The sequence below is a fragment of the Metabacillus sediminilitoris genome (genome assembly GCF_009720625.1).
Taxonomy (GTDB): Bacteria; Bacillota; Bacilli; order Bacillales; family Bacillaceae; genus Metabacillus; species Metabacillus sediminilitoris.
The window spans coordinates 2,405,214-2,426,492 of record NZ_CP046266.1; the positions used below are offsets into that span (position 1 = coordinate 2,405,214).

The window sequence follows — 21,279 nt, forward strand, 5'->3', positions numbered from 1 at the left end:
GAAAAATTGTTTGAAGCAGTTAATAGCAACTGAGGAATGCTTATATAAATTATATTAAAACTAAAAATAAAATGAGGTAGATACAGATGGACATTTCAAGATTTAGATACATACCTCCAAATGGTACTTAGTATTCCACACCGCTGTAGTTTCAGCATTCCCTCTTACTAAACTTGATTCGATTTCGCCTGACGAATGTAGGATATTTCCATCTTTGTACGCGAAGAAAAGTAAAGAGTTAGATGATAACTCGCCTACTAAAAATGATGTTAAAAATTCGAAAGTAATTGCATAGTTAGTCAAAGAACTATCCGACAAAGTTCGGTTGGCTCTTTTTTAAATTCTCATCAATTACTTGTGAATTAAACTTTTATTCTAGGTTTCGTATAATAATCAGGGATATACGAAACGAATCCTATTTAAATAAAGCACAAGAGCTGCTATTTAAATACAAGGGAAGGATATCTGTTTTAGGTAGATTCCGATTAATTTCCTTATATAAGGTAATAATAATGCTATCAGAAAAATGATGAATATATTTTAAAAAAGATAACAACATTTTACAGAAGATGGTCCTTGTGTTAGCTGTAGGCATGGGACATTAGGTGATAAATATGTGGAAAACAATTGTTTCCTATCTTCCAGACTGGAATATTTTTATGCAAGCTTTTATTGTGTTTTTCACCCCATATTCTATCTCGAGATTTTTTAGTTGGATCAGAAATTCAGAGGAAGAGTGATGAGAATGTGGAGATCAAAAATCAGAAAAACAAAAAAACATGCAATTGAAAGTGAAAAAAAGGAAGTATATAAGTCTTATGAAAATTCAGCAGGTCATTTTACGGGCGATTTCACCTTGGATTTGGAACTTATCAGGAAAGAAATCAGTCATAACTCGGATGTGCACTTTCGGGAATTTAATATCGGCCGTACAGGCATTCGGGCGGCCATTATATTTGTAGAAGGACTGTCCGATAAAGATCTCATCGATAAACATATTATGAAATCATTAATGGTTGATTTTTTCGACGAATTAAAAGAGGAACCATCTTATGTGAAAGGAGCCATTTCAAAAGAGTTTATTAAAAATCAAATTCTTTCCATTAGTGAAGTAAAGGAAGTCCATCATATAAAAGAGTTGATACCAAAAGTATTGACAGGTTTGACAGCCCTTTTGATTGATGGATTATCAGATGTGTTTATTCTTGGTACAACCAAAGCAAACAAACGGAATATTGAAGAGCCGGTATCAGAAGCATTGGTCAGAGGTCCACGAGTTGGTTTCACTGAAATTTTAACCGATAATACCGCCCTTTTGCGACGCCATGGTGAAAATGTGAACTTATCATTAACTAAATTCCAAGTAGGAGAACGTGCAAAAAAAGAATTGGCCATCGCCTATATGAAAGAGATTGCTGACCCGGAATTAGTAGAAGAGGTAAAGAAAAGAATTCAGAAAATCGATATTGATCATGTAGCGGAATCAGGGTATGTAGAGCAACTGATCGAAGATAATTACCTCAGTCCCTTTCCTCAAGTACAAAGTACAGAGCGTCCCGACCGTGTAATCAGCGCATTGATGGAAGGACGAGTAGCAATCTTGTTAGATGGAACGCCTTTCGCTTTGATTGCTCCGGTTACGTTCAGCATGTTATTGCAATCGCCGGAAGATTATTATGAACGATGGATTCCCGGCACGCTCTTCCGTCTACTGCGTTTTGGAGCAGCTATTGTTACGTTGTTTGCACCTTCATTGTATATTTCTTTTATTTCGTTTCATCCAGGATTGATCCCAAGCGAGTTAGCCATTTCAATCATTGGAACAAGGGAAGGTGTTCCGTTTCCCTCATTAATAGAAGCACTGGTTATGGAAATAGCCATAGAAATTTTACGGGAAGCTGGGCTGCGCTTACCTAAACCCATTGGCCCAGCGATGGGGATTGTTGGCGGACTGATCATCGGTGAAGCAGCCGTACAAGCAGGGATTGTTAGTAATATTATGGTTATTGTAGTGGCAATAACCGCCATTTCTTCCTTTGCCATTCCGAGTTATAGTGCAGGGATGCCATTACGTATTCTTCGCTTTGTAGCCATGTTTAGTGCTGCATTGTTTGGATTGTACGGAATCATTCTGTTTTTCCTCTTTCTTTGCAGTCATTTGGTGAAACTGAAGAGTTTTGGTGTACCTTATGCAAGCCCTGCTGTACCTTATCGATTAAGGGATTGGAAAGATTTTATGGTTCGCATGCCACTTCAGATGATGAAACGTCGTCCGAAGATGTTGCATACGAAAGATCAAATTCGTAAAGGATAGCCTACTTCGAAAGGAAGTGAACCCTAGATGATACTCAGTCCGAAAGACCGAATAACCACTCCGCAAGCAGCTGTTGTCGTCATCAATTTTATCCTCGGATCAGGGATCCTCACTCTGCCCAGGGTATCTGTGGAAAAGGTAAAAACACCGGATGTTTGGATTACCGTTATTTTAGGGGGGCTAATCGCGATGATGGCAGGGGTGATCATAGTGAAATTAAGCCAACAGTTTCCCGAAAAAACCTTTTATCAATATAGTGGAGAAATAGTAGGAAAATGGGTAGGCGGGCTGCTCAGTCTCCTAATTGTATGTTATTTATTAATAACTTCCGGGTTTCAAGTACGTTCAATGGTGGAAGTAACAGGCTTTTATTTACTGGAAGGCACCCCCATATGGGCAAGCACCATGCCATTTATTTGGATAGGTCTCTATTTGATCATTGGAGGCATCAATCCGATCGCCCGTCTGTTTGAAATTATATTACCTATTACGGTCATTCTTTTTTTGCTGGTTGCCTTTATGAGTTTCGGAATATTTGAGATGGATAATCTCCGTCCAGTATTAGGATTGGGAGTCATACCAGTGCTAAAAGGGATAAAGACAACGGCTCTCGCCTATACAGGTTTTGAAATCATGTTGTTCCTTCCGGCATTTATGAAACATCCAAATAAAGCAGTAAAAGCTGTTTTAGTCGGAATATCCATACCCTTGATCTTTTATGTAATAACCGTCATTATGGTTATCGGAGCGTTATCCGTCGATGGAGTGGTCACAAGAACGTGGCCGTCCCTTGATCTTATAAGAAGTTTTGAAATCCACGGCTTGATCTTTGAAAGGTTTGAGTCTTTGTTGCTCGTGATATGGATCATGCAAATATTTTCTTCATTTACCATCAGTTACTATGTGGCTGCTTTGGGGCTGGCTCAACTCTTCAAAAAGAACATTCAACCATTTATGTTTGGATTGCTTCCAGTTATTTACTTTATCTCTATGATTCCGAAAAATATTAATGACCTATTTAAACTCGGCGATATGGTTGGCTATATCGCAATGTATTTATTTGGTTTACTACCGTTGCTACTTCTCATTGTTTCAAGATGGAAGGTGGGAAAGCATGAAGCAAAGCTATAACAATTTACGGTCTCTAAAACGTATGCTTTCTGTTATATTACTCCTGTTTCTTACAGGATGCTGGAGCAGTCATGAAATTGAAGAATTAGGTTTAACTGTAGGTTTGGCATTAGATGAAGGAAAAGAGTCAACAACTGAGAAAGAATTAAAGGAACAAGGAGGGGAATATAACCAAACAGAAAAAATAACCGTGACTTATCAATTCGTTAACCCAAAAGGAACAGGTTCGGAGAGTAAGGGAGGGGGATCGCAACAAAAACCTTACTTAAATATTTCTGAAACCGGTGATTCCATCCATCAAATGACTCGAGAATTTTCATTGAGAGGTTCTCGCCCCATGTTCAGTCCACACCTTAAAGTGATCGTTATTAGTGAGGATCTTGTGCGTAAGTATAGTTTGGAACAATTACTTGATCAATTTCTCCGTGATAATGAGATTAGACCAAGCTGTCTTGTTGTCATTAGCAAGGGGCGAGCAATCGAGACGCTGGAATCAAACGAATCAGGAGAAATTCCAGCGTTTCGTTTGATTGGAATTTCAGATAATGAGGATCGAACAACAAGGATTTTGCCTCCTATGTCTCTCGCTAAATTAGAGGGCAAGATGCAATCAGGATCTAGTTTTCTTTTGCAAAATGTAATTTCGACGAACGGAGAAGTTAAATTTTCAGGAGCTGCCGTGATTACAGGAAAGACAAAACAGCTGCTTGGTTTTTTGAATGAAGAGGAATTGGATGGCTTAACATGGATAACTGGAAAGGGAAAAGGCGGTTTGGTGAAAAACTTTGATCAAGAGACAAATCAGCCATTTATTTACGAGGTAAAGTCTATGAAAAGCAAAATCACACCTCATATTAATGGGAACAACATCTCTTTTGATGTAAAAATCGAATCAGAAGGGCGTCTTTCTGAAAATTGGGTGGTTTCGGGGGAAAATTCCGGAAAAAATTTTTTAAAAAGGGCTGAAAAAGCGGCTGAAGAAGAAGTGAATCGATTGGTAAATAATGTAGGAGGAAAAATGCAAAAGGATTACCAAGTCGACGTTGCCGGCTTCGGAAATCGATTGAGAATTGAACATCCTAAAGTATGGGAAAAAGTCAAAGAAGATTGGGACCAAACATTTAGTGAAGTTCCAATCGAATACAACGTGAAATTAACTATTATAGATTATGGGGCGTCAAGCTTCAAAAAGTGAGATTACTGAGATTAGAAAACGAAAAGATCAAAAAATAATACATCTAACAATTAATATAAGTAGATTGGGATTAACTTATAGATGATTTAGAATCTCTTTATTTATAAAGCCTATGGAATTTTTGTTCCACAGGCTTTAGCATTGCAATTTTTATGATGTCATCAAAGATGTCCATTAATACTATGAAAGTGCAAAAGATATATTTCTATGATTTATTTCGAAAAAATTTCTTTTGCTTGATCCATTGCCATTTTATTTCCTAATGCTGAATAGTCAAGCCAAGGTTGATCTGGAACTACGTAAACATGATTACCTTTTACTGCTTTTAACCCTTTCCAAATAGGTGACTCTTGTAACTGTTTGAAAGCTGTTTGAGCTTCGTCATCTTTATTAACAACAACAAATATAGCATCAGCATCAAAGTCTGGAAGAACTTCTTGGGAAATCACTTCGTAAGGCTGCTTTGAATCAAGTTCCTGAATACCTTTAGCAGGTTTTAAACCTAAATCTTCGAATAACATCGGGCCCATTGGACGTTTTGTACTGAATACTCGTAACTCTTTTGCTGTAACACGAATAGCCATTACTTTACTATCTTCACCAAGTTTATTTTTAAATAAAGTGCGTACTTCTTTTGTTTGTTTTTCATAATCAGCAATAAAATGTTCAGCTTGCTGCTCTCGGTCAACAAGTTTACCAATCGACCTTAAATGATCCCTCCAGGTCCCTTCATCAAGATCAAATACTTCAACGGATGCAATTTTTTCATATTTGGATACATCTTGTCCTGCAAATTCTTTATCAAGATAGATCACAGAAGGACTCAATTCGAGCAATACTTCCATGTCTGGATCTTTAGCAGGTCCAAGCTTTGTTGTATCTTTCAACTGATCCTTTACATGTGGAAGAAAATCTTTTAATTCTCCGCCTACGACAGAACCGACGGGCTTGATCCCTAATGCAAGTAAATCATTTGTTAAGTGAATAGAGAGGGAAGCAATTCTAGTTTCTTTATTATCTGCTTTCTCTTCGTTAGTTGATTTAGCTTCATTTGAAGCGGTTTGTCCACAAGCTGACAATAAAAGTAACAACATTGTACTTAATATAAGGGTAAGTTTCTTTTTCATGATTTTCTCTCCTGGTTGATTGATTTATTTTGTTTTTATTAATAAATAAAGAAAATAAGGGGCTCCTATTGCTGCAACAATTACACCTGCGGGAATCGCATTGGGTTGGAATATTGAGCGTCCCACTGTATCTGCGAGTACTAATATGACCATCCCGATGAGTCCTGCGACAGGTAGAAGATGCTGATACATCGGGCCAACAAGACGACGTGCAAGATGGGGGGCGACTAGACCAATAAAACCAATGCCGCCTACCATTGCTACACTAGCACAGGATAAACCGACAGCTGTTGCCAGCATAAGCAAGCGTTGTCCTTGAACAGAGGTACCAAGCCCAGCTGCAATGTCATCCCCTAAAGATAAGACATTTAATGTTCTAGATTGAGACCAAGCAAAAGGTGCTAAGACAAGAATCCAGGGAAAAAGGGCCGTTACATGTATCCAGTCTCTTCCCCAAACATTTCCTACCAGCCATCTTGAAGCAAATGTGTACGTTTCTTCATCAAGACGAAGGGATAGGAAAAGCGTAACTGCACTAAAACCCGCTGAAACCGCAATTCCTGTGAGAATAAGTCGGATAGGCAGTAAACCCTTGGTTCGGTCATAAGTAAGTAAAATAATAATAAAAGCAGTTAAAAATCCACCTAAAAAAGTAAATAACGGGATAAGAATGGCAGCATGATCATCTAATGAATGAAAATATGTAACAAAAAGAATAAGACCAAATGAGGCACCTGAATGTAACCCTAAAATTCCTGGTTCTGCCAAAGGGTTACGGGATAATCCTTGTAAGATCGCACCAGAAATCCCTAGGCCGATCCCGCCCAACATAGTAATCAGGATTCGGGGCATACGGTATTCAAACAACACTAAAGAACTTTTATAATCACCGTAACCAAAAAGGGTTTGGATCACTTTTAGTGGAGCAATCTGCAAAGACCCTGTATTCAAACTAATTAAAACAATAGTAATACTAATCAGAATTAATACTAGTGCAACAGTATAGGCTCTCTTGTTGTCTAAATTGGCTTGGTCTTGGTATTTCACTATAAATCCCTCCCCGTTTTACGGGCAATATAAAGAAAAAAAGGAACTCCTACCAGGGCTACCAATATACCAATTGCCAATTCACGAGGCGGGTTTATCGTTCTAGCTCCTAAATCAGCCATTATCAATAAGATTGAGCCCAATAATGCTGACATTGGAATGATAAGTCTATAATCTACTCCAACCAACTTTCGAGAAATATGTGGAATTACTAATCCAATAAAACCTATTGATCCAACAGCTGAAACAGAAACTCCTGCCAAAATAACTGCGATAATAATAGCGAGTACCTTTATTAGAATTACGTTCATCCCAAGATTCTTTGAAATATCATCGCCCAAGGAAATAAGAGAAACAGAGCGACCCATGATTATTGCCCAAATAATGGTGATGAGAATAACAGGGACCAACACTTTTAAATGATCCCACTTAATTCCTGCAACACCTCCTGCGTACCAAAAAGCTAGATCTTGGCTCAAATCAAAGTAAATGGCTACACCAGCACTAAGTGAATGTAGGAGTGCTGCTATTACTGCACCTGAAATAGTCAGCCGCATAGGTGTTAGTCCACCTGGGACGGAAGATCCAATGATAAAAATGAATAAAGTACTAAGTACTGCTCCAATAAAAGAAAAAATCATTAATAAAGCATACGGAATACCTGGAAAAAAAGCAAAGCAAAGAGTTACGATAAACATTGCTCCAGCGTTAATACCAAGAATCCCTGCATCAGCTAATGGATTACGGGTTACTCCCTGCATTAAACACCCAGCAACTGCAAAAGACGCCCCAACGATTGCAGCACCTATCACCCGTGGAAGCCGCAGTTCATGAATAATCTGTTGCTCAGTCAATATAGGATTATAATTAAAAATTGCTGACAAAACTGTATTAAAAGTAACCTCTTTTGCCCCAAGAGAAATAGCCAAAATCATGCATCCTAATACTCCAATAATTGCAAAAATAAATAAAAGCAGTATCAGAAAAGTATTTGAACGATCTTTAATGCATTTTTGAGAAGGAGTATGTAACATCTTTAACGCAGCCTTTTTTAATGAATTTAATAATAATGATAATCAATATCATTCATTATTATATTTTATAATCTTGTTTTAAAGCAATCTATTTTTTATGGGAAATTTAAAATCTTTTACTCAATACCTTTCTTAAAATCATTCAATAAAAAAATCCAGTATTTGTTGGTAAATGAATTATAAAAAAATTGTAAATGACCAACTAAAACAAATTATAGGTAAGTTACAAAATAAGTCATCAATAATTAACGAAATAAAAGAGGCTTATTCCTTGGAGTGTAAATTCTTTATTGTAATTAAAATAGAAAAGGGAAATACACCTGCTTTATATCTGGATAAAGACATCATAAAATTTTTTTCAAGTATTGAAGCTGAATTAGATGTAGATTTGTACACTAATCCTTATGATGATTTTTGCGAATAAAAAAGTACCAAACTTTATTGTACTAACGTGGCAGGTTATTCTGAATAAGGTGAAACTATTTTTATCCACTCCCGTCTTAATTTATGGAGGTGAAGTTTTATGAAAAAAATAGTTACGTCAATTTTTATTTTAATGTTTATGGTTGGATGTTCAGCACAAGACAGTGGTGAATTAACAAGAGTTGATGTTCAAAAAGGTAATAAACAAGAAAATTATGAAGATACTCTTATGATTACAGATGAAAAAACAATTAATTTATTAAAAAGTTCTTTTGGAGAGGTTAAATGGGAACCTAATACAAAACCTGAAATGTCGAGAAAAGAGGATATATCGGCTACTTTATTTTATACATTTGATGAAAATATGCCTGAAAGACTTTACGAATATAGAATTTGGTTTAATGGTAATGATACTGCCACCATTATTAGTAATAATGAAAAAGAAGGTTATGGAACTTTAGATTTAGATAATTCAAGAATACTTAAAAATAACTTGTTAAACTACCATGAAAATTAACTTCTGTTAGATCCGAAAAATGGCAATACTTAAATAGACGCAGCTCATTCATCTTTTTAAAAGGGGAGAGCGTCTGATCATTGGTGTTTATTTACTTGTTTAATGGATTAGGAAGCTTCTGTTATTGTAACCGTATAGCCTAAGTTTTCTAGTCTTCGAACCGAATGGCGTACAATTGATACCTGTCTTTGTTTATCAAAGTAGTCTTCGCCTAAGTCTACATACATTTCTTTTCTAGTTAACAGGTAATATGCGATCCGTAATATCGCATGGGCAACTACTATAGCTGCTCTTTTGTTGCCTTTTCGTCCTGCTGTTCGTCGATACAATGCACCAAGATAGTTTTTTGACCCTCTGACCGATTGAGCTGCTTCAGTTAATGCTGATCTTAAATACTTATTTCCTTTTTTAGATTTAGTTGATTTTCTTTTCCCAGCACTTTCATTATGTCCAGGTACGAGAGCTGCCCATGAACAAAGATGTGCCGCAGTTGGAAATTGATTTTTAACATCAGTACCGATTTCAGCTAGGATTTGTTCAGCCATTCTTCTGGCGATTCCAGGAATCGAATCTAGTCTTTCAATATCTTCTTCATACGAGTTTACTCGTTGGGCTATCTCTTGATCTAACATTTCAATTTGCTCAGTTAGAAAATCAATGTGAGTTAAAATCGTTTTGAGCATTAAGCGTTGATGTGGGTTAACATAGCCCTGAAGTGCTAATTCAAGTTCTGCTTTTTTCTTTTTCATTGTACGACGAGCGAAGTTTGCTAGTTTCTCAGGATCATCCTCGCCGTCAGCGATAGCTCGAAGCATATCCTTCGAGGAAACCCCCATAATATCTGAAACGACAGAGCCTAGTTTGATATTGGCTCCTTCTAAAACTTTTTGAATTCGATTATGTTGTCTTGCACGTTCTTCGATAATACTGCGGCGATAACGGACAAGTTCCCTCAGCTCTCTTTGAATACGGTTTGGAATGAAACTCGCTTTGAGTAAACCATGGCGAAGAAGTTGGGCAATCCATTCGGCATCTTTAACGTCGGTCTTACGACCGGGGAGTGCCTTCATGTGTTGGGCGTTTACTACTAGAAACTCAATCCCTTCAGATTCTAGTAGGTTAACGATAGGTTTCCAATAAACACTCGTGCTTTCCATTGCGACATGAGTACAGTCATGTTCCTTAATCCAGTCGATTAACTTAAGCAGAAAAACTGTTTTGGTAGGAAACGTTTGAATCTCCTTTCCATCAGGTGTCATAATACATGCAGTGATATTGTCCTTATGAACATCCATACCACATGCTCTTTCAATGATTACATCCATTGAAATTCTTCCTTTCTAGGCTTGTAAATTGGAGGCTGGTGCAACAATCAGAATAAGGATTAATCTACCATGAGTGCTTCCCGTAAGGGAGCGACAGTTTGTGGTGCACCGTGGTCGTTGGAGTCAGACTAACGGATGGGCTCTAAGGCACCATAGTTTATCGACCTTCCTCTCCCAGCCTTAGAAGCAGTATGGACGGATTCAATACATTTTCATTCTTTGTGGTGAAGCGCCGATTTTGCGCTTCATGGATGGCTAACGGGTACAAGAGTTGAAGATAAAGCTGCCATTTTTGGTGTCTTTTTTCTTATTGTACTAAAGGGGCAGCATTCCTGTAATGAAGAAAAATGGAGTTTGAGCATTAAAAAACCTCTTGGTATTATATGAATATCCCAAGCTTGGCGGCAAATAGGATAAAAAACATATAAACCAGGAGGCTCAAAATGAATTATAACCAAAATAAAAAGATTGCTCAAATTACTTCTCAAACTCTAATTATAGGTGTAGATATAGCGAAATTCAAGCACGTTGCCCGTGCCCAAGACTTTAGAGGCCTGGAGTTTGGGGCACCTATACACTTTGAAAATACGAAATGTAGTTTTGAAAGTTTTCTAGAATGGATAAAAGAACTACAAAGTCAAAATGACTTGGATAAGGTAATCATTGGTATGGAACCTACGGGACATTATTGGCTTAATTTAGCTCATTATCTAAAAGAGAATAATCTCAAATTTGTCGTTGTAAATCCCATGCATGTTAAGAAGACTAAGGAATTAGATGATAATTCCCCAACAAAAAATGATGTAAAGGATGCGAGAGTTATCGCACAGCTTGTTAAAGATGGAAGATACGCCGAACTTAACATTCCAGAAGGAGTATATGCCGACCTTCGGGTCGCACGTAAAATACGCGATCTTTTATCTGTTGATCTTCAGGCTGTACAAGGGCAAATTCACAATTGGATTGATCGATATTTCCCCGAATTCCTTAATGTATTTAAGGACTGGGAAGGTCAATCAGCTCTTCAAATGTTGAAACTTAACTTGTTACCCCACGAGTTAGTAAAGCTATCAAATCAGGAGATTTTAACTCATCTCAGAAAAGCTGTGACACGTGCAGTAGGTATAAGTAGAATACAAAAATTGAAACAAGCAGCTAGCGAATCTATTGGAATCCGTGAGGGTTCTGAATTAGCTAGATTAGAATTAAGCACCTTATTAGATAAATATGAATTAATTATTCAGAAATTCGAACAACTTGAGGCTAAGAGGGATGAATTACTAGAACAAATACCAGGTGTACAACAAATGTTAGCGATTACTGGTATAGGAAAAGATACGATAGCAGGCTTTTTTGCAGAGGTCGGAGACCTTAGTTTTTACTCACATCCTCGGCAAATTATCAAACTTGCAGGATTAAGCTTGAAGGAGAACACTTCAGGTAAACATAAGGGACAAACGAAAATTACAAAGAGAGGCAGGAAAAACCTAAGAGCTCTTTTGTTTCGTGTAGTCATGCCCCTTGTTGCCAAGAATTCAGCCTTTAAAGCCTTACATGAGTATTATACAAAACGCCCTGACAATCCATTGAAAAAGATGCAGTCCCTTATAGCTTTATGTAATAAATTAATACGTGTCTTATTCGCTATTGGTAAAAAACAATTTGAGTTAGTGAAGAAAGAATGTTAAAGGATATTCCTCATATGGTGGGATTACATAAAGCTGCTTAGATTTTTCATACAATTTATTGTCTCTATTGATAGTAATAGTTTAATTAAATGATTAATAGACATTTGAAGCACGGATTAGTCAGTAAAACAACTAAAATACGGACATAGATCCTGTCGGGCAGCATAACTGACATCTACCTCATGGAAAGGTTGGACGAAGGAATTTTGGAGCATAGACTCTGTGAGAAATGGGAGGGTTGACCTCCATGAGAGTTGTAGAGATCCTCCAGTGCGACCATACTTTAACTTGATATCCACTTTTTGGATAGTAGTGGTTAGGTAGCTATGGTCCTTTTTTGCTTCTTGACTCAAAAATTAACCTATAATACAGCATTATTCCATTAAATCAAAGTCTATTAAAACTGAATGACTATGAAATCGTGAGAAAACATGAGAAATCGGAAGATTATCCTTTATTTATAGAGGGAGGTTAGTTGAATAAGGTAATATTTGGATCAAGATAGATATAAGTAGAAAAGTTAATAACAAGGGGTGATTTTTTGGAGAAAAATATTGGGGATCTAGATTTTTTTAAACAAGTAGTAAAAAGACTTTGCAAAAAAAAACAATATTTCCCCTCAGAAACCTAAATTTGAAATCATCGAGAACGTAATGGTTATTAGCATTAAGAACCATTTAAAAGATGGAGTAGACTTAGATTGCTTTAATATTTTAAACCTTATTTACCGAACAATTGGACCTTTAGAAGAGAGCTGAACAAACAAGAAATAGAATTATTGAGGCTTATGCAGAGTGTCAAGGCATTTTATTTTGATTATAGCAATGAAATGAATACCATTTGGCGATGAATTATTTTACTAAGTTTTTAATGTTTTTACTGATATATGCAAAGTTAGCAGTACATTAATAAAGTAATAAGGTTTACTTCAGTAAAATAAGGTATATTATATTTGTTGAATAGATTCTCTTTAAAGACAAGAAAAGTAGGTGAACAAAGTGGGAAAATATCAATTGGATACCAAAGGTCAGGTAGCTGTGACAAAGTTTCATGAAAAACAGACGCCTGCCAAATTTGATAAAAAGCAGCAACTTGAAAAAATACGTGCGGAGTATTTGAAAAAGAAGCAAAAACAAACAGATAAATAATATGAATGAAAACATAGGAAGACTAAAATCTCCCTATGTTTTTCTTATTCGAAGTTCTTTTTTCAATTGATGATAGAGTTTATTATTCCCATAAATTTCAGATTCGGTGACAAAAAACTCGTCATCAGATATCCATTCCTCACTAAAAATTTCAGTAGCAGAATCAATAGACCAGCCGTTATTTTGGATACACCAGTAATCTCCAGCAGAAATTTTTAAAACATTTGGATACTCACTTGGCTTAGGTAGCTGAATAAAAAGATAAGTCCCGATCTTTTCAGTAAGATACTTTCTCAACACCCCACACTCAAAGAAAGTCAGGGAATACGTGTTCTGACGAAGAGTTAGCTAAATTTATTGTAGAGGATATGAGGTTGCTAATGGTTGGTAAAGTAAGGATACTTAACAAGAAAATCATTAATGAAAAACATAAAAGAAGACCTTCAGATGAGCAACCCTGAGAAGTATTAAAGTATATTTTGCGTTCCTGCAAATTTAAGCTGCTAAATAAGATGGCTTTTCTTATTATGCTAACGGAGCAGAATAGTTGAACAACGAACGTGAAAAGTGCACTAACTTCTAGGAGGAGTTGTGCACTTTTTTGTTTATATTTGAATATGCATTAGAATTTTTTTATTGGCTTAATGATACATTATGCCCATAGAATTTCTATTCGTTTTAAACGATGTTTAGAATATTAGCGGCTATTTACTAGCCCTTTAAGCTTTTAAGGTGTTTGTAAGATAATGGAAAGTAAACAATCCCTGCTATTACTATCTCCATTGGCCTTTATTTTAGCTCTGTCCTGATATATTTCATTTTATATTATCTATTTTTGTTCGTTTTTTGTAAAAATTTATTTCATATTCCTACATGTTTCAGCTTGTCTGGGTTCCGGACAATATATATGTTGCGAATCAAATTATTTTCAACATGAATCATACCGACTGTGTGAATACCTTCGTTTGAACGAAGAATAAGAGCAGGTTGACCGTTAATTTCACCGATTTCAATAAGTGAATTTCCATCAACCATGGACGCTTTACGTACTCCACCAAACAGAAACTTAACAACTCGCTCCCGTGCTAAAATTGGTTTTACGGCAGCCAACACCTTGCCTCCTCCATCTGCGACCAGTACAACATTTTGATCAAGCGTAGATATGACCTGATTCACGTTCCCCTGTTTGAGTGCTATTATAAAATCATGAACTAAATCTTGAGAAGTAGCTTCAGAATGAACTTCCTCTTCAGAATTAATCCCCATCTTTGCATTTGCACGGCTGAATAATTTGCGGCAATTCGCTTCGCTTTTTTCTATGAGTTCTGCTATCTCATAATATTCAAAGCTAAGTGCTTCACGAAGGACAAAAACGACCCGTTCCGTTGGTGTAAGCTTTTCAAGTAGCACAAGTATCCCATAAGACAATTCATCGCACGGATGACTGAGTCCATTGAATCTTCTTGAGAATTAGAAAAGGGTTCTGGAAGCCATTCTCCAAAATATTGTTCTCGCTTCTTGCGAGCTGTTTTTTGTAAATCCCGACATCGATTCGTTACCATTTTACAAAGATAAGCTTTAGGTTCATCCAACTTCTCCGGAGGTACGTCATATAATTTTAAAAAAACGTCATGGACAACATCTTCCGAATCTGAAACCAATCCTGTCAGTTGGTAGGCCAGTTTAAACAGCAACATTTTATATTTTTCGTACATTTCTTGCATATTTTCACTTCCATTCTCTTTCTACAATTCACTAATTCGTAGCATGGGCTACATATAAAACGAGCTGAGGAGCAACTTTGTGACAAAGTATAGTATTTTTTTCTTAAATAAATTTTTAACATATATAAAATTTCCAACTACATTCCAAATATGTGTACCTTAAAAATAATATGGAAAAACGGTTAACCTGATAATTAAAAAAAAGAAAGAGAATTTTTTTAAAAACTCTTTTAATTGAACACCTTGTCACATAATAAATCACTTAGTCGTTATATAGTTGTAGATGGAGAAGTAATGGAAGCAGTATTACAAAAGGTTAGCTGCTTCCATAAGATCAACTAATACTTCATCTGAATTTAAACAATTATTAATCAAGGGGGATTGTAAATAGTAGGTAAACAGTAGGGATAATCATTAATGGGAACGAACCAATCTAATTCAAATTGACTGCTTGTCACAGAATGAGTCACTTAGTCGTTATATATTTGAAGGCAAATGTAGGTGAAGATGACAGCCGGATAGATACTTTTAATTCGGGAATAATCTTGACTGTTTGATCTTCTAGTCGTGTATTTACTGTTACATGTTTATACATTAATTACAATTAATAAGGAAAAGAGAGGTATACCAATTATGACTGAACGTATTAATTACATGAAAGAATCACCAGAATTTTTTAAAAAGTTGACGGAACTTAGCATGCAAGAGAAGGAAAGTTCAATTGAAGAATCAATCCGTCATTTAGTTCACATCAGAGCTTCACAAATGAATGGATGTGGCTTTTGCTTAGATATGCACGTCAAAGAAGCTAAAATCCATGGTGAGAGAGAGCTTCGTCTTTACCACACTACAATTTGGCGTGAATCAACACTATTTAGTCCACGTGAGCGTGCGGCACTAGAATGGACAGAGATTTTGACAAAGATGCCTGAGCATGGTGTATCTGATGACATTTATGACCGTGTTCGTAGTCAGTTTTCAGAAAAAGAGTTATCAGATCTTACATTCTCAGTTATGGCAATTAATGCTTGGAACCGTATTAATGTTGCATTCAAAACGGTACCAGGATCAGCTGACAAAGCGTTTGGATTAACAAAAGCTGGCTTAAGCTAAGAGTTATATGAGCCAAATGTGAAATGGATCATGAGGTGGTGGCATCAATGACTCCTCTAGGTGTCAACACGATTTCTGGAGAAGGGCTAGACTAAGAGATTTTCATAAATCAATAAAACAGTAAATATACCCAAACTGAAGTCGTTCTTACTTACATGCAAGGTCTTGCTGGTGAGAATGTATTATCGGAAGTAAGAAGTAAACTTGGCAAGATCGAGGCAAATGGCGTAATCGATTCTGCATATATTGTTATTCCTGGTGTGATGGTAGGCTTTCTCTTAAGAAGAATATTTTTCAAAATATATTTACTAAAAAATAAAAATGTTTAAAGTTTGTGAAAATATATACTTAAAGTAACGGGTGCTTTACTTCAATAAGGAGTGAAGCTTTTTTATTAAGTAATAAAGTCATTTTACAAGCGTATATGATTTAGGGGTATCAGTGTCTTCAGTATAGAATTTGTTAGAATATAGTTGATTTTAACGGAGGAAACCATATGAATTTATCTATTTTAAATACCTTTAGTGATCAAGCCTTTAGAGGCAATCCGGCTGCTGTTTGCTTGTTAAGTGAGGAAAAAGGCAGTAGTTGGATGCAGAGTATTGCAAAGGAGATGAATTTACCTGTTACAGCTTTTATAAACGAGTTCAAAAGTGATTACTATTTACGCTGGTTTACTCCTTCTACAGAAATACCTATTTGTGGACACGGAACACTTGCAAGTTCATTCTTTTTATGGGAGAACGGGTACGTGGAAAATGAAAAAGTTATTGCTTTTCAGACAAAAAGTGGACTTCTCAAAGCACAGTTTATAGATGGATGGGTTCAATTAGAGTTTCCATCAAATCTTGAAGAGAAAACCATTGCTCCTGATTTACTAATATCGGCTTTAGGTGTTGAGCCTACATATGTTGGGAAAAACAAACTTGACTACTTAGTTGAAGTTGAGTCAGAAGATACCGTTAAAAACTTAATACCAAATATAGACTTAATTTCCCAATTACCAGTCCGTGGTGTTATTGTTACAAGCAAATCAAATTCAAATGAATATGACTTTGTTTCACGGTTCTTTTCCCCAGCTCAAGGGATTATTGAGGATTATGTCAATGGTTCATCACATTGTTGTTTAGGTCCATATTGGAAAAATAAATTACATAAAACCGATTTTATAGCTTACCAAGCTTCAGAAAGAGGAGGAATTTTAAAAGTAAAGCTTTTGGGTGATAAAGTTTTACTATCAGGTAAGGCAGTAACCATATTTGAAGGTAAGCTAACAGTTTAATATCCATAGTCCTTACTGAACTAACGGGGCAGGTTAGTTCAATAAGATATTGTATAATAATGGATATATATTGAATGGGAGGATTCTAATGTTAATCAGAGAGATAAAACCTGATGATGCTGAAAGCTTAGTGAATTTAATTAAGCAAGTTGAAAGTGAGTCCCAATATATGCTTTTTGAATCAGGTGAAAGAAACATTGGAACTGAACAACAAGAAAAAAGAATAGAAACTATGAAAAAAGAGGGTAATTCGACTATTTTTGTAGCTGAAGAAAATGAGGAATTAATCGGATACCTAATTGCTATAGGTGGCAATGCCAATAGAAACAAACATTCTGTATATGTTGTTATTGGTATCTTAACTCAATATAGAGGGATTGGGATTGGAACAAAACTATTTAAACAATTAGAGGAGTGGGCAACGGAACAAAGTGTCTATCGATTAGAATTATCTGTAGTAACTCGTAATGAAGCTGGATTGCGGTTATATAAAAAAATGGGATTTGATATTGAAGGAACAAAAAGACATTCGCTTTACATTGACGGCGAATTTGTTGATGAATACTATATGTCTAAACTTTTATAAAAATATCTTGTTAAGCTAACGGGTGCTTTCGTATTAGGAGGTTAACCAGTTTTTACTGGTTGACCTTTTTTATATAGGACCTATTATATCGGTAGCCAGGGTAGGACGTACGGGTGCGTGGGACCATGATCTCGTCAACTAAACTGTCCGCCCCCTACTTGAAGAAACATGTTTGAGGCTGGTTGGGACAACGATCTCGTATAACAAGCGAAGCTATGATACTGCAAGAGGAATAGGGGCTACTGGCAAAACAAATGGAGAGGAAGAGATAAAGAATGAATCCAGTAATCGGTCTGGATGTTTCAAAAGGGGAAAGCCAGGTTCAAGCATTTTTAGATAAAGGAAAGCCGTTTGGAAAAAGTTTTAGTGTATCACACACGACTGAGGGGCTAGATGCCTTACTTCATTATTTGAAAGTGGTAGAAAATGAGACTGGTATAAAACCAAGTGTAATATTAGAATCGACGGGACATTATCACACTCCTGTCATTCAGTTTTTAGAGGAACAGAATTATTTATACATTATGATCAATCCTTTACTGTCTTATCAGGCAAAAAAATCGAGTTTGCGAAATGTGAAAACAGATGAAATAGATGCTTTTCGCTTGTGTGAACTGTATTACAAAGAAGAGCTTGAACCCTATAAAAAAAGGGGTATCCAACGTTTAAACCTTCGTCATCTTACTAGACAACATGAAACCCTTACGGGTTTGTATGTTCAAGCTAAGTTACAGTTTCATGCGATTTTAGATCAAGTGTTTTCTGAATATAAAGGGGTATTTGGAGATTTGTATTCAAAAGTTTCTCTAAACATACTCCTGGAATTTAGTACGTCAGAATCTGTGGTACAGGCTGGAGAAAACAAGGTAACCGATAAAATAGCGAGTTTATGTATGAGTCGTTCGGAACGTTGGGCACAAGAAAGGGCAAAGAAGCTTTATGAAGCAGCTCAGCGTAACCCATTTAAGAGCATAGTCTATCAAAGTCATTTGATAAGCCTTGAAATGTATATTCAACTGCTTCTCCAATACCAAGAGCATCTAGCAAAGTTAGATGATCAAATAGATGCCCTGGCAGGAGAAATAGAAGAATATAAGATTATCCAGTCGATTCCCGGTATCGGAGAAAAAATCGCGGCAACGATTATTTCTGAAATTGGAGAAATCGAACGGTTTAATCACCCTAAAAAATTGGTTGCCTTCTCTGGAATCGATCCAAGTGTACATTCATCGGGGAAATTTACAGCGACGATTAATCGAATCACCAAGAGAGGCTCAAGCAGACTGCGACATGCCTTATATATGGCTGTTCTCTGTGGGATCAGATCCTCTCGTAATAAGAAGCTAAAAGAGTTCTATGATCGAAAGCGAGAAGAAGGAAAACCTTTTAAAGTCGCAATGATTGCATGTGTAAATAAGCTTATTCATTGGATTTATGCCTTACTAAAACGTAAAGAAGCTTTCCTGGATTTAGCTTAACAAAAACAATTAGGCAAAACATGAAAAACCTTCCAATATAAATGAGGAAGGTTATTTGGCATGAATATTTTTAGTATATCATTTTGTTTATAGGATTTTTATTGAAAAATGTTGACATCCTATTAGCTGGTTTAGTTTAAGAAAAAAAAGGACTAATTGAGTCCTTTTTCTTTTTACCAAAATATCAAGATATTCATTTAACAGAGCCATAAAAATAAAAAAAAGACCCAATATTATATAGCAGATTCTACATTAATTAAATTCGTTATATCAACATCATCATACAACACCTTGTAGATTTCCATTCCAGGTAACTCCATTAGCATTTGCTCTATCCATTTTCCAGCTACTTCAGCTACAGAATTATCGGGATCCTCTTTATATTTCTTAGGATTAACTTTAAAATATCCTCTTTTTAGTATCTTTGAATCGAAATAAAAATAGTGGACTTGTACTAAAACTTGCATCATTTTTCCTCGCTATTTTAATGCTATGTCTATATTATACGAAAATACGTTCTGGTTTAACAATAGGAATTGCAATTTCAGAAAAACAGAAATTTAATATTTAATTAAAGAGGTTGTGAAAGATTGTACTTAAATTAATGGCATTTTTGTAGAAGAATCGTCTAGCTCTTATTCAACAATCGGGCCATTAATTGAATAAAACTTGGATTTTTATTTAAATAAATAAGATTGTGAAGTAATGTACTTAAAGTAATGGTCAGAATAGTGAAAGAAGTATAAAGATAAATTTTACCTTGTTGGAGGTTTAAAAATGAAGAAACCAAATTATTATATCCTTTTTTCTTAATAAAATAGAAAAAAAGGAGTAAAATCAAAATAAATTATATAAAAACGACAAGGAAGGTTTGATTTGATGGGAAGTCAAGTACGTTCAGTTCCTCGTCCGCTTGTGCGAACAAATCAGTGGTTTATTGTGGTGTCAGTATTGTTTACCTGGATAACTAAGCAAGAATGGATCCTTGCTATTCCTTTCTTAGCAGGTTTAATGGGTTTATTTTTTGGATTTAATCCTGTAATGCGTTTAGCTAAGCTCTTCTTAAGAAAGCACCCATCACAATATATTCCTGAGGAATGGGAGCAGCAGCAATTCAATCAGACAATTGCGGTCATTTGTCTCGCAGGGGGATTAATAAGTTTTCTAATGAATTGGACCATTTTAGGTTATGTCTTCACCATTATGGTTGCTGCAGCTGCATTTATTGCAATTTTAGGTTTTTGTGTTGGTTGCTATATAAGATTTCATTGGAAACAATACCAATACAGAAGATCTCTAAATAAATAATAAAAAATGTGATGGTTGAGACAGGAAATATTGTTCATTTTCTGTCTTTTTTAATAATTAGAAACACAAAAGGTGCAATTGTTAATTTTTTGCATATTCAACTAACTGGGCAGTATAGTTCAATAAATAATTATTTATAGCTAGGTAATATTCTGTTAAAACAACCAAAGAATTAGTTTGCTAACGTTAATTATAGGAAGTGAATATAATGTCGGTCTTTATTCAAAACAGTCATAAAAGCATAATTAACTCAATTAAGTTTAAAAAGAGAGATTTTACAGTTTTAAGTATTGGAGTAATGTTAAGAGATTTTGAAGGATTTACATATAATTTTATAAAAGTTACTTTTGTGTTTCCTTTATTTTTTGTTTTACCAACGGTGTTAATAGATGATGAAGATATAGGAAAGATGAAAGAACTGCACATTGATTATCTGATTAAAAAAAGTGAATGGATGACTCTCAAAGTAGAGTCTGATGCTCAATTAAAACTAATAACGGAATATTGTGAGTGGTCTGCTTGTAGTGGTCTCGGTTCGTTTATGGTACAAGGAGAGAGCATACTTTTTGATGATTTGTGGCCAAATGTGCATTGGAGTCATCCAACAGAGTTCCCTAAACTTGATTGGGACAAGGTATTAACATTAATTGATATACAAGAAGTTGGATACACGTTAATTACTAATGATAATAGAATCAATAGCACATCAAAAATGTTAAATTATATTCCTAAAGAGTATGAAATTGATCTGGAGAATTGTGATATTTGATTTTAGGGTTCTTCAACTACCATGAAAATTAACTTCTGTTAGATCCGAAAAATGGCAATACTTACATAGA

General features: G+C 35.6%; 20 protein-coding genes and 3 pseudogenes. 15 read left to right on the forward strand and 8 right to left on the reverse strand.

The features are described 5' to 3' along the window. The first annotated feature begins 739 nt into the window (after window positions 1–739). From GMB29_RS11425 to GMB29_RS11435, 3 genes are read left to right on the forward strand one after another with little or no spacing between them, the layout of a single operon-like run. The gene (locus GMB29_RS11425) at window positions 740–2,314 is read left to right on the forward strand and encodes a spore germination protein (RefSeq protein ID WP_136359109.1); all 1,575 of its coding nucleotides are present in this window, start codon (window positions 740–742) and stop codon (window positions 2,312–2,314) included. 27 nt (window positions 2,315–2,341) lie between these two features. Continuing rightward, entirely contained in the window at window positions 2,342–3,445 is a 1,104-nt protein-coding gene (locus GMB29_RS11430; protein ID WP_136359111.1) for a spore germination protein, read from the forward strand. Further along, the gene (locus GMB29_RS11435; RefSeq protein WP_136359113.1) at window positions 3,429–4,640 is read left to right on the forward strand and encodes a Ger(x)C family spore germination protein; all 1,212 of its coding nucleotides are present in this window, start codon (window positions 3,429–3,431) and stop codon (window positions 4,638–4,640) included. Before GMB29_RS11430 ends, GMB29_RS11435 begins: the two co-directional genes overlap by 17 nt. 212 nt (window positions 4,641–4,852) lie before the next feature. Here the strand turns inward: GMB29_RS11435 and GMB29_RS11440 are convergent, their stop codons facing one another. Genes GMB29_RS11440 through GMB29_RS11450 form a run of 3 tightly spaced genes read right to left on the reverse strand, consistent with a single transcriptional unit; the run spans window position 4,853 to window position 7,749 of the window. Beyond that, a complete protein-coding gene (locus GMB29_RS11440) occupies window positions 4,853–5,767 on the reverse strand; it encodes an ABC transporter substrate-binding protein (protein WP_136359115.1) in 915 nt (304 codons plus the stop codon). Between the two features lie 24 nt (window positions 5,768–5,791). Further along, window positions 5,792–6,814 carry a FecCD family ABC transporter permease gene (locus tag GMB29_RS11445; RefSeq protein ID WP_136359117.1) on the reverse strand — a complete coding sequence of 341 codons (1,023 nt, stop codon included), beginning with the start codon at window positions 6,812–6,814 and terminating at the stop codon, window positions 5,792–5,794. Beyond that, window positions 6,814–7,749, reverse strand: coding sequence for a FecCD family ABC transporter permease (locus GMB29_RS11450; RefSeq protein ID WP_227551668.1), 936 nt, complete (start codon window positions 7,747–7,749; stop codon window positions 6,814–6,816). The genes GMB29_RS11445 and GMB29_RS11450 overlap by 1 nt, the downstream gene beginning before the upstream one ends. A 271-nt stretch (window positions 7,750–8,020) precedes the next feature. Between GMB29_RS11450 and GMB29_RS11455 the strand changes: the two genes are divergently transcribed. After that, entirely contained in the window at window positions 8,021–8,272 is a 252-nt protein-coding gene (locus tag GMB29_RS11455) for a DUF4279 domain-containing protein (RefSeq protein WP_227551669.1), read from the forward strand. Window positions 8,273–8,371: 99 nt separating this feature from the next. Then, window positions 8,372–8,788 (forward strand): hypothetical protein, encoded by a 417-nt coding sequence (locus GMB29_RS11460; RefSeq protein WP_136359120.1) that lies wholly within the window; start codon window positions 8,372–8,374, stop codon window positions 8,786–8,788. A gap of 107 nt (window positions 8,789–8,895) precedes the next feature. On the opposite strand, the gene GMB29_RS11465 is transcribed toward GMB29_RS11460, so the two are convergent. Continuing rightward, window positions 8,896–10,113: an IS110 family RNA-guided transposase gene (locus GMB29_RS11465; RefSeq protein WP_155443882.1), complete on the reverse strand. Its 1,218-nt coding sequence runs from the start codon at window positions 10,111–10,113 to the stop codon at window positions 8,896–8,898. Between the two features lie 443 nt (window positions 10,114–10,556). On the opposite strand from GMB29_RS11465, the pseudogene GMB29_RS11470 reads away from it, so the two are divergent. Together GMB29_RS11470 and GMB29_RS27000 are read left to right on the forward strand one after the other, a co-directional pair. After that, window positions 10,557–11,842: pseudogene (locus GMB29_RS11470) on the forward strand (IS110 family transposase). 957 nt (window positions 11,843–12,799) lie between these two features. Beyond that, complete coding sequence (locus tag GMB29_RS27000) at window positions 12,800–12,949, forward strand: hypothetical protein (RefSeq protein WP_091007346.1); 150 nt, start codon at window positions 12,800–12,802, stop codon at window positions 12,947–12,949. 33 nt (window positions 12,950–12,982) lie between these two features. Here the strand turns inward: GMB29_RS27000 and GMB29_RS11475 are convergent, their stop codons facing one another. After that, a complete protein-coding gene (locus GMB29_RS11475) occupies window positions 12,983–13,246 on the reverse strand; it encodes a hypothetical protein (protein ID WP_155443883.1) in 264 nt (87 codons plus the stop codon). Window positions 13,247–13,269: 23 nt separating this feature from the next. Here GMB29_RS11475 and GMB29_RS27845 point away from each other — a divergent pair. Beyond that, window positions 13,270–13,410 (forward strand): annotated as a pseudogene (locus tag GMB29_RS27845) (cyclase); the annotation flags it as partial. A 400-nt stretch (window positions 13,411–13,810) separates the two neighbouring features. Here GMB29_RS27845 and GMB29_RS11485 read toward each other — a convergent pair. Further along, window positions 13,811–14,377, reverse strand: coding sequence for a sigma factor-like helix-turn-helix DNA-binding protein (locus GMB29_RS11485; protein WP_319941501.1), 567 nt, complete (start codon window positions 14,375–14,377; stop codon window positions 13,811–13,813). Then, complete coding sequence (locus GMB29_RS27850) at window positions 14,278–14,673, reverse strand: sigma factor (RefSeq protein ID WP_319941502.1); 396 nt, start codon at window positions 14,671–14,673, stop codon at window positions 14,278–14,280. The genes GMB29_RS11485 and GMB29_RS27850 overlap by 100 nt, the downstream gene beginning before the upstream one ends. Before the next feature lie 633 nt (window positions 14,674–15,306). Here GMB29_RS27850 and GMB29_RS11490 point away from each other — a divergent pair. The 5 genes and pseudogenes from GMB29_RS11490 to GMB29_RS11510 all read left to right on the forward strand — a co-directional run bounded on the left by GMB29_RS11490 (window position 15,307) and on the right by GMB29_RS11510 (window position 19,132). Continuing rightward, window positions 15,307–15,786: a carboxymuconolactone decarboxylase family protein gene (locus GMB29_RS11490; RefSeq protein WP_136359271.1), complete on the forward strand. Its 480-nt coding sequence runs from the start codon at window positions 15,307–15,309 to the stop codon at window positions 15,784–15,786. A gap of 134 nt (window positions 15,787–15,920) precedes the next feature. Continuing rightward, window positions 15,921–16,115 (forward strand): annotated as a pseudogene (locus GMB29_RS11495) (hypothetical protein); the annotation flags it as partial. A gap of 167 nt (window positions 16,116–16,282) precedes the next feature. Further along, on the forward strand, window positions 16,283–17,068 hold the full coding sequence (locus tag GMB29_RS11500) for a PhzF family phenazine biosynthesis protein (RefSeq protein WP_136359265.1): 786 nt from the start codon (window positions 16,283–16,285) through the stop codon (window positions 17,066–17,068). Window positions 17,069–17,156: 88 nt separating this feature from the next. Beyond that, window positions 17,157–17,654, forward strand: coding sequence for a GNAT family N-acetyltransferase (locus GMB29_RS11505; protein ID WP_136359264.1), 498 nt, complete (start codon window positions 17,157–17,159; stop codon window positions 17,652–17,654). A 275-nt stretch (window positions 17,655–17,929) separates the two neighbouring features. Beyond that, on the forward strand, window positions 17,930–19,132 hold the full coding sequence (locus GMB29_RS11510) for an IS110 family RNA-guided transposase (protein WP_155443884.1): 1,203 nt from the start codon (window positions 17,930–17,932) through the stop codon (window positions 19,130–19,132). A 233-nt stretch (window positions 19,133–19,365) separates the two neighbouring features. Here the strand turns inward: GMB29_RS11510 and GMB29_RS11515 are convergent, their stop codons facing one another. Continuing rightward, window positions 19,366–19,599: a hypothetical protein gene (locus tag GMB29_RS11515; RefSeq protein WP_136359312.1), complete on the reverse strand. Its 234-nt coding sequence runs from the start codon at window positions 19,597–19,599 to the stop codon at window positions 19,366–19,368. Between the two features lie 412 nt (window positions 19,600–20,011). Between GMB29_RS11515 and GMB29_RS11520 the strand changes: the two genes are divergently transcribed. Together GMB29_RS11520 and GMB29_RS11525 are read left to right on the forward strand one after the other, a co-directional pair. Continuing rightward, complete coding sequence (locus tag GMB29_RS11520) at window positions 20,012–20,440, forward strand: DUF4395 domain-containing protein (RefSeq protein WP_136359310.1); 429 nt, start codon at window positions 20,012–20,014, stop codon at window positions 20,438–20,440. Window positions 20,441–20,648: 208 nt separating this feature from the next. Next, window positions 20,649–21,209 (forward strand): hypothetical protein, encoded by a 561-nt coding sequence (locus GMB29_RS11525; protein WP_136359308.1) that lies wholly within the window; start codon window positions 20,649–20,651, stop codon window positions 21,207–21,209. Window positions 21,210–21,279: the final 70 nt, after the last annotated feature.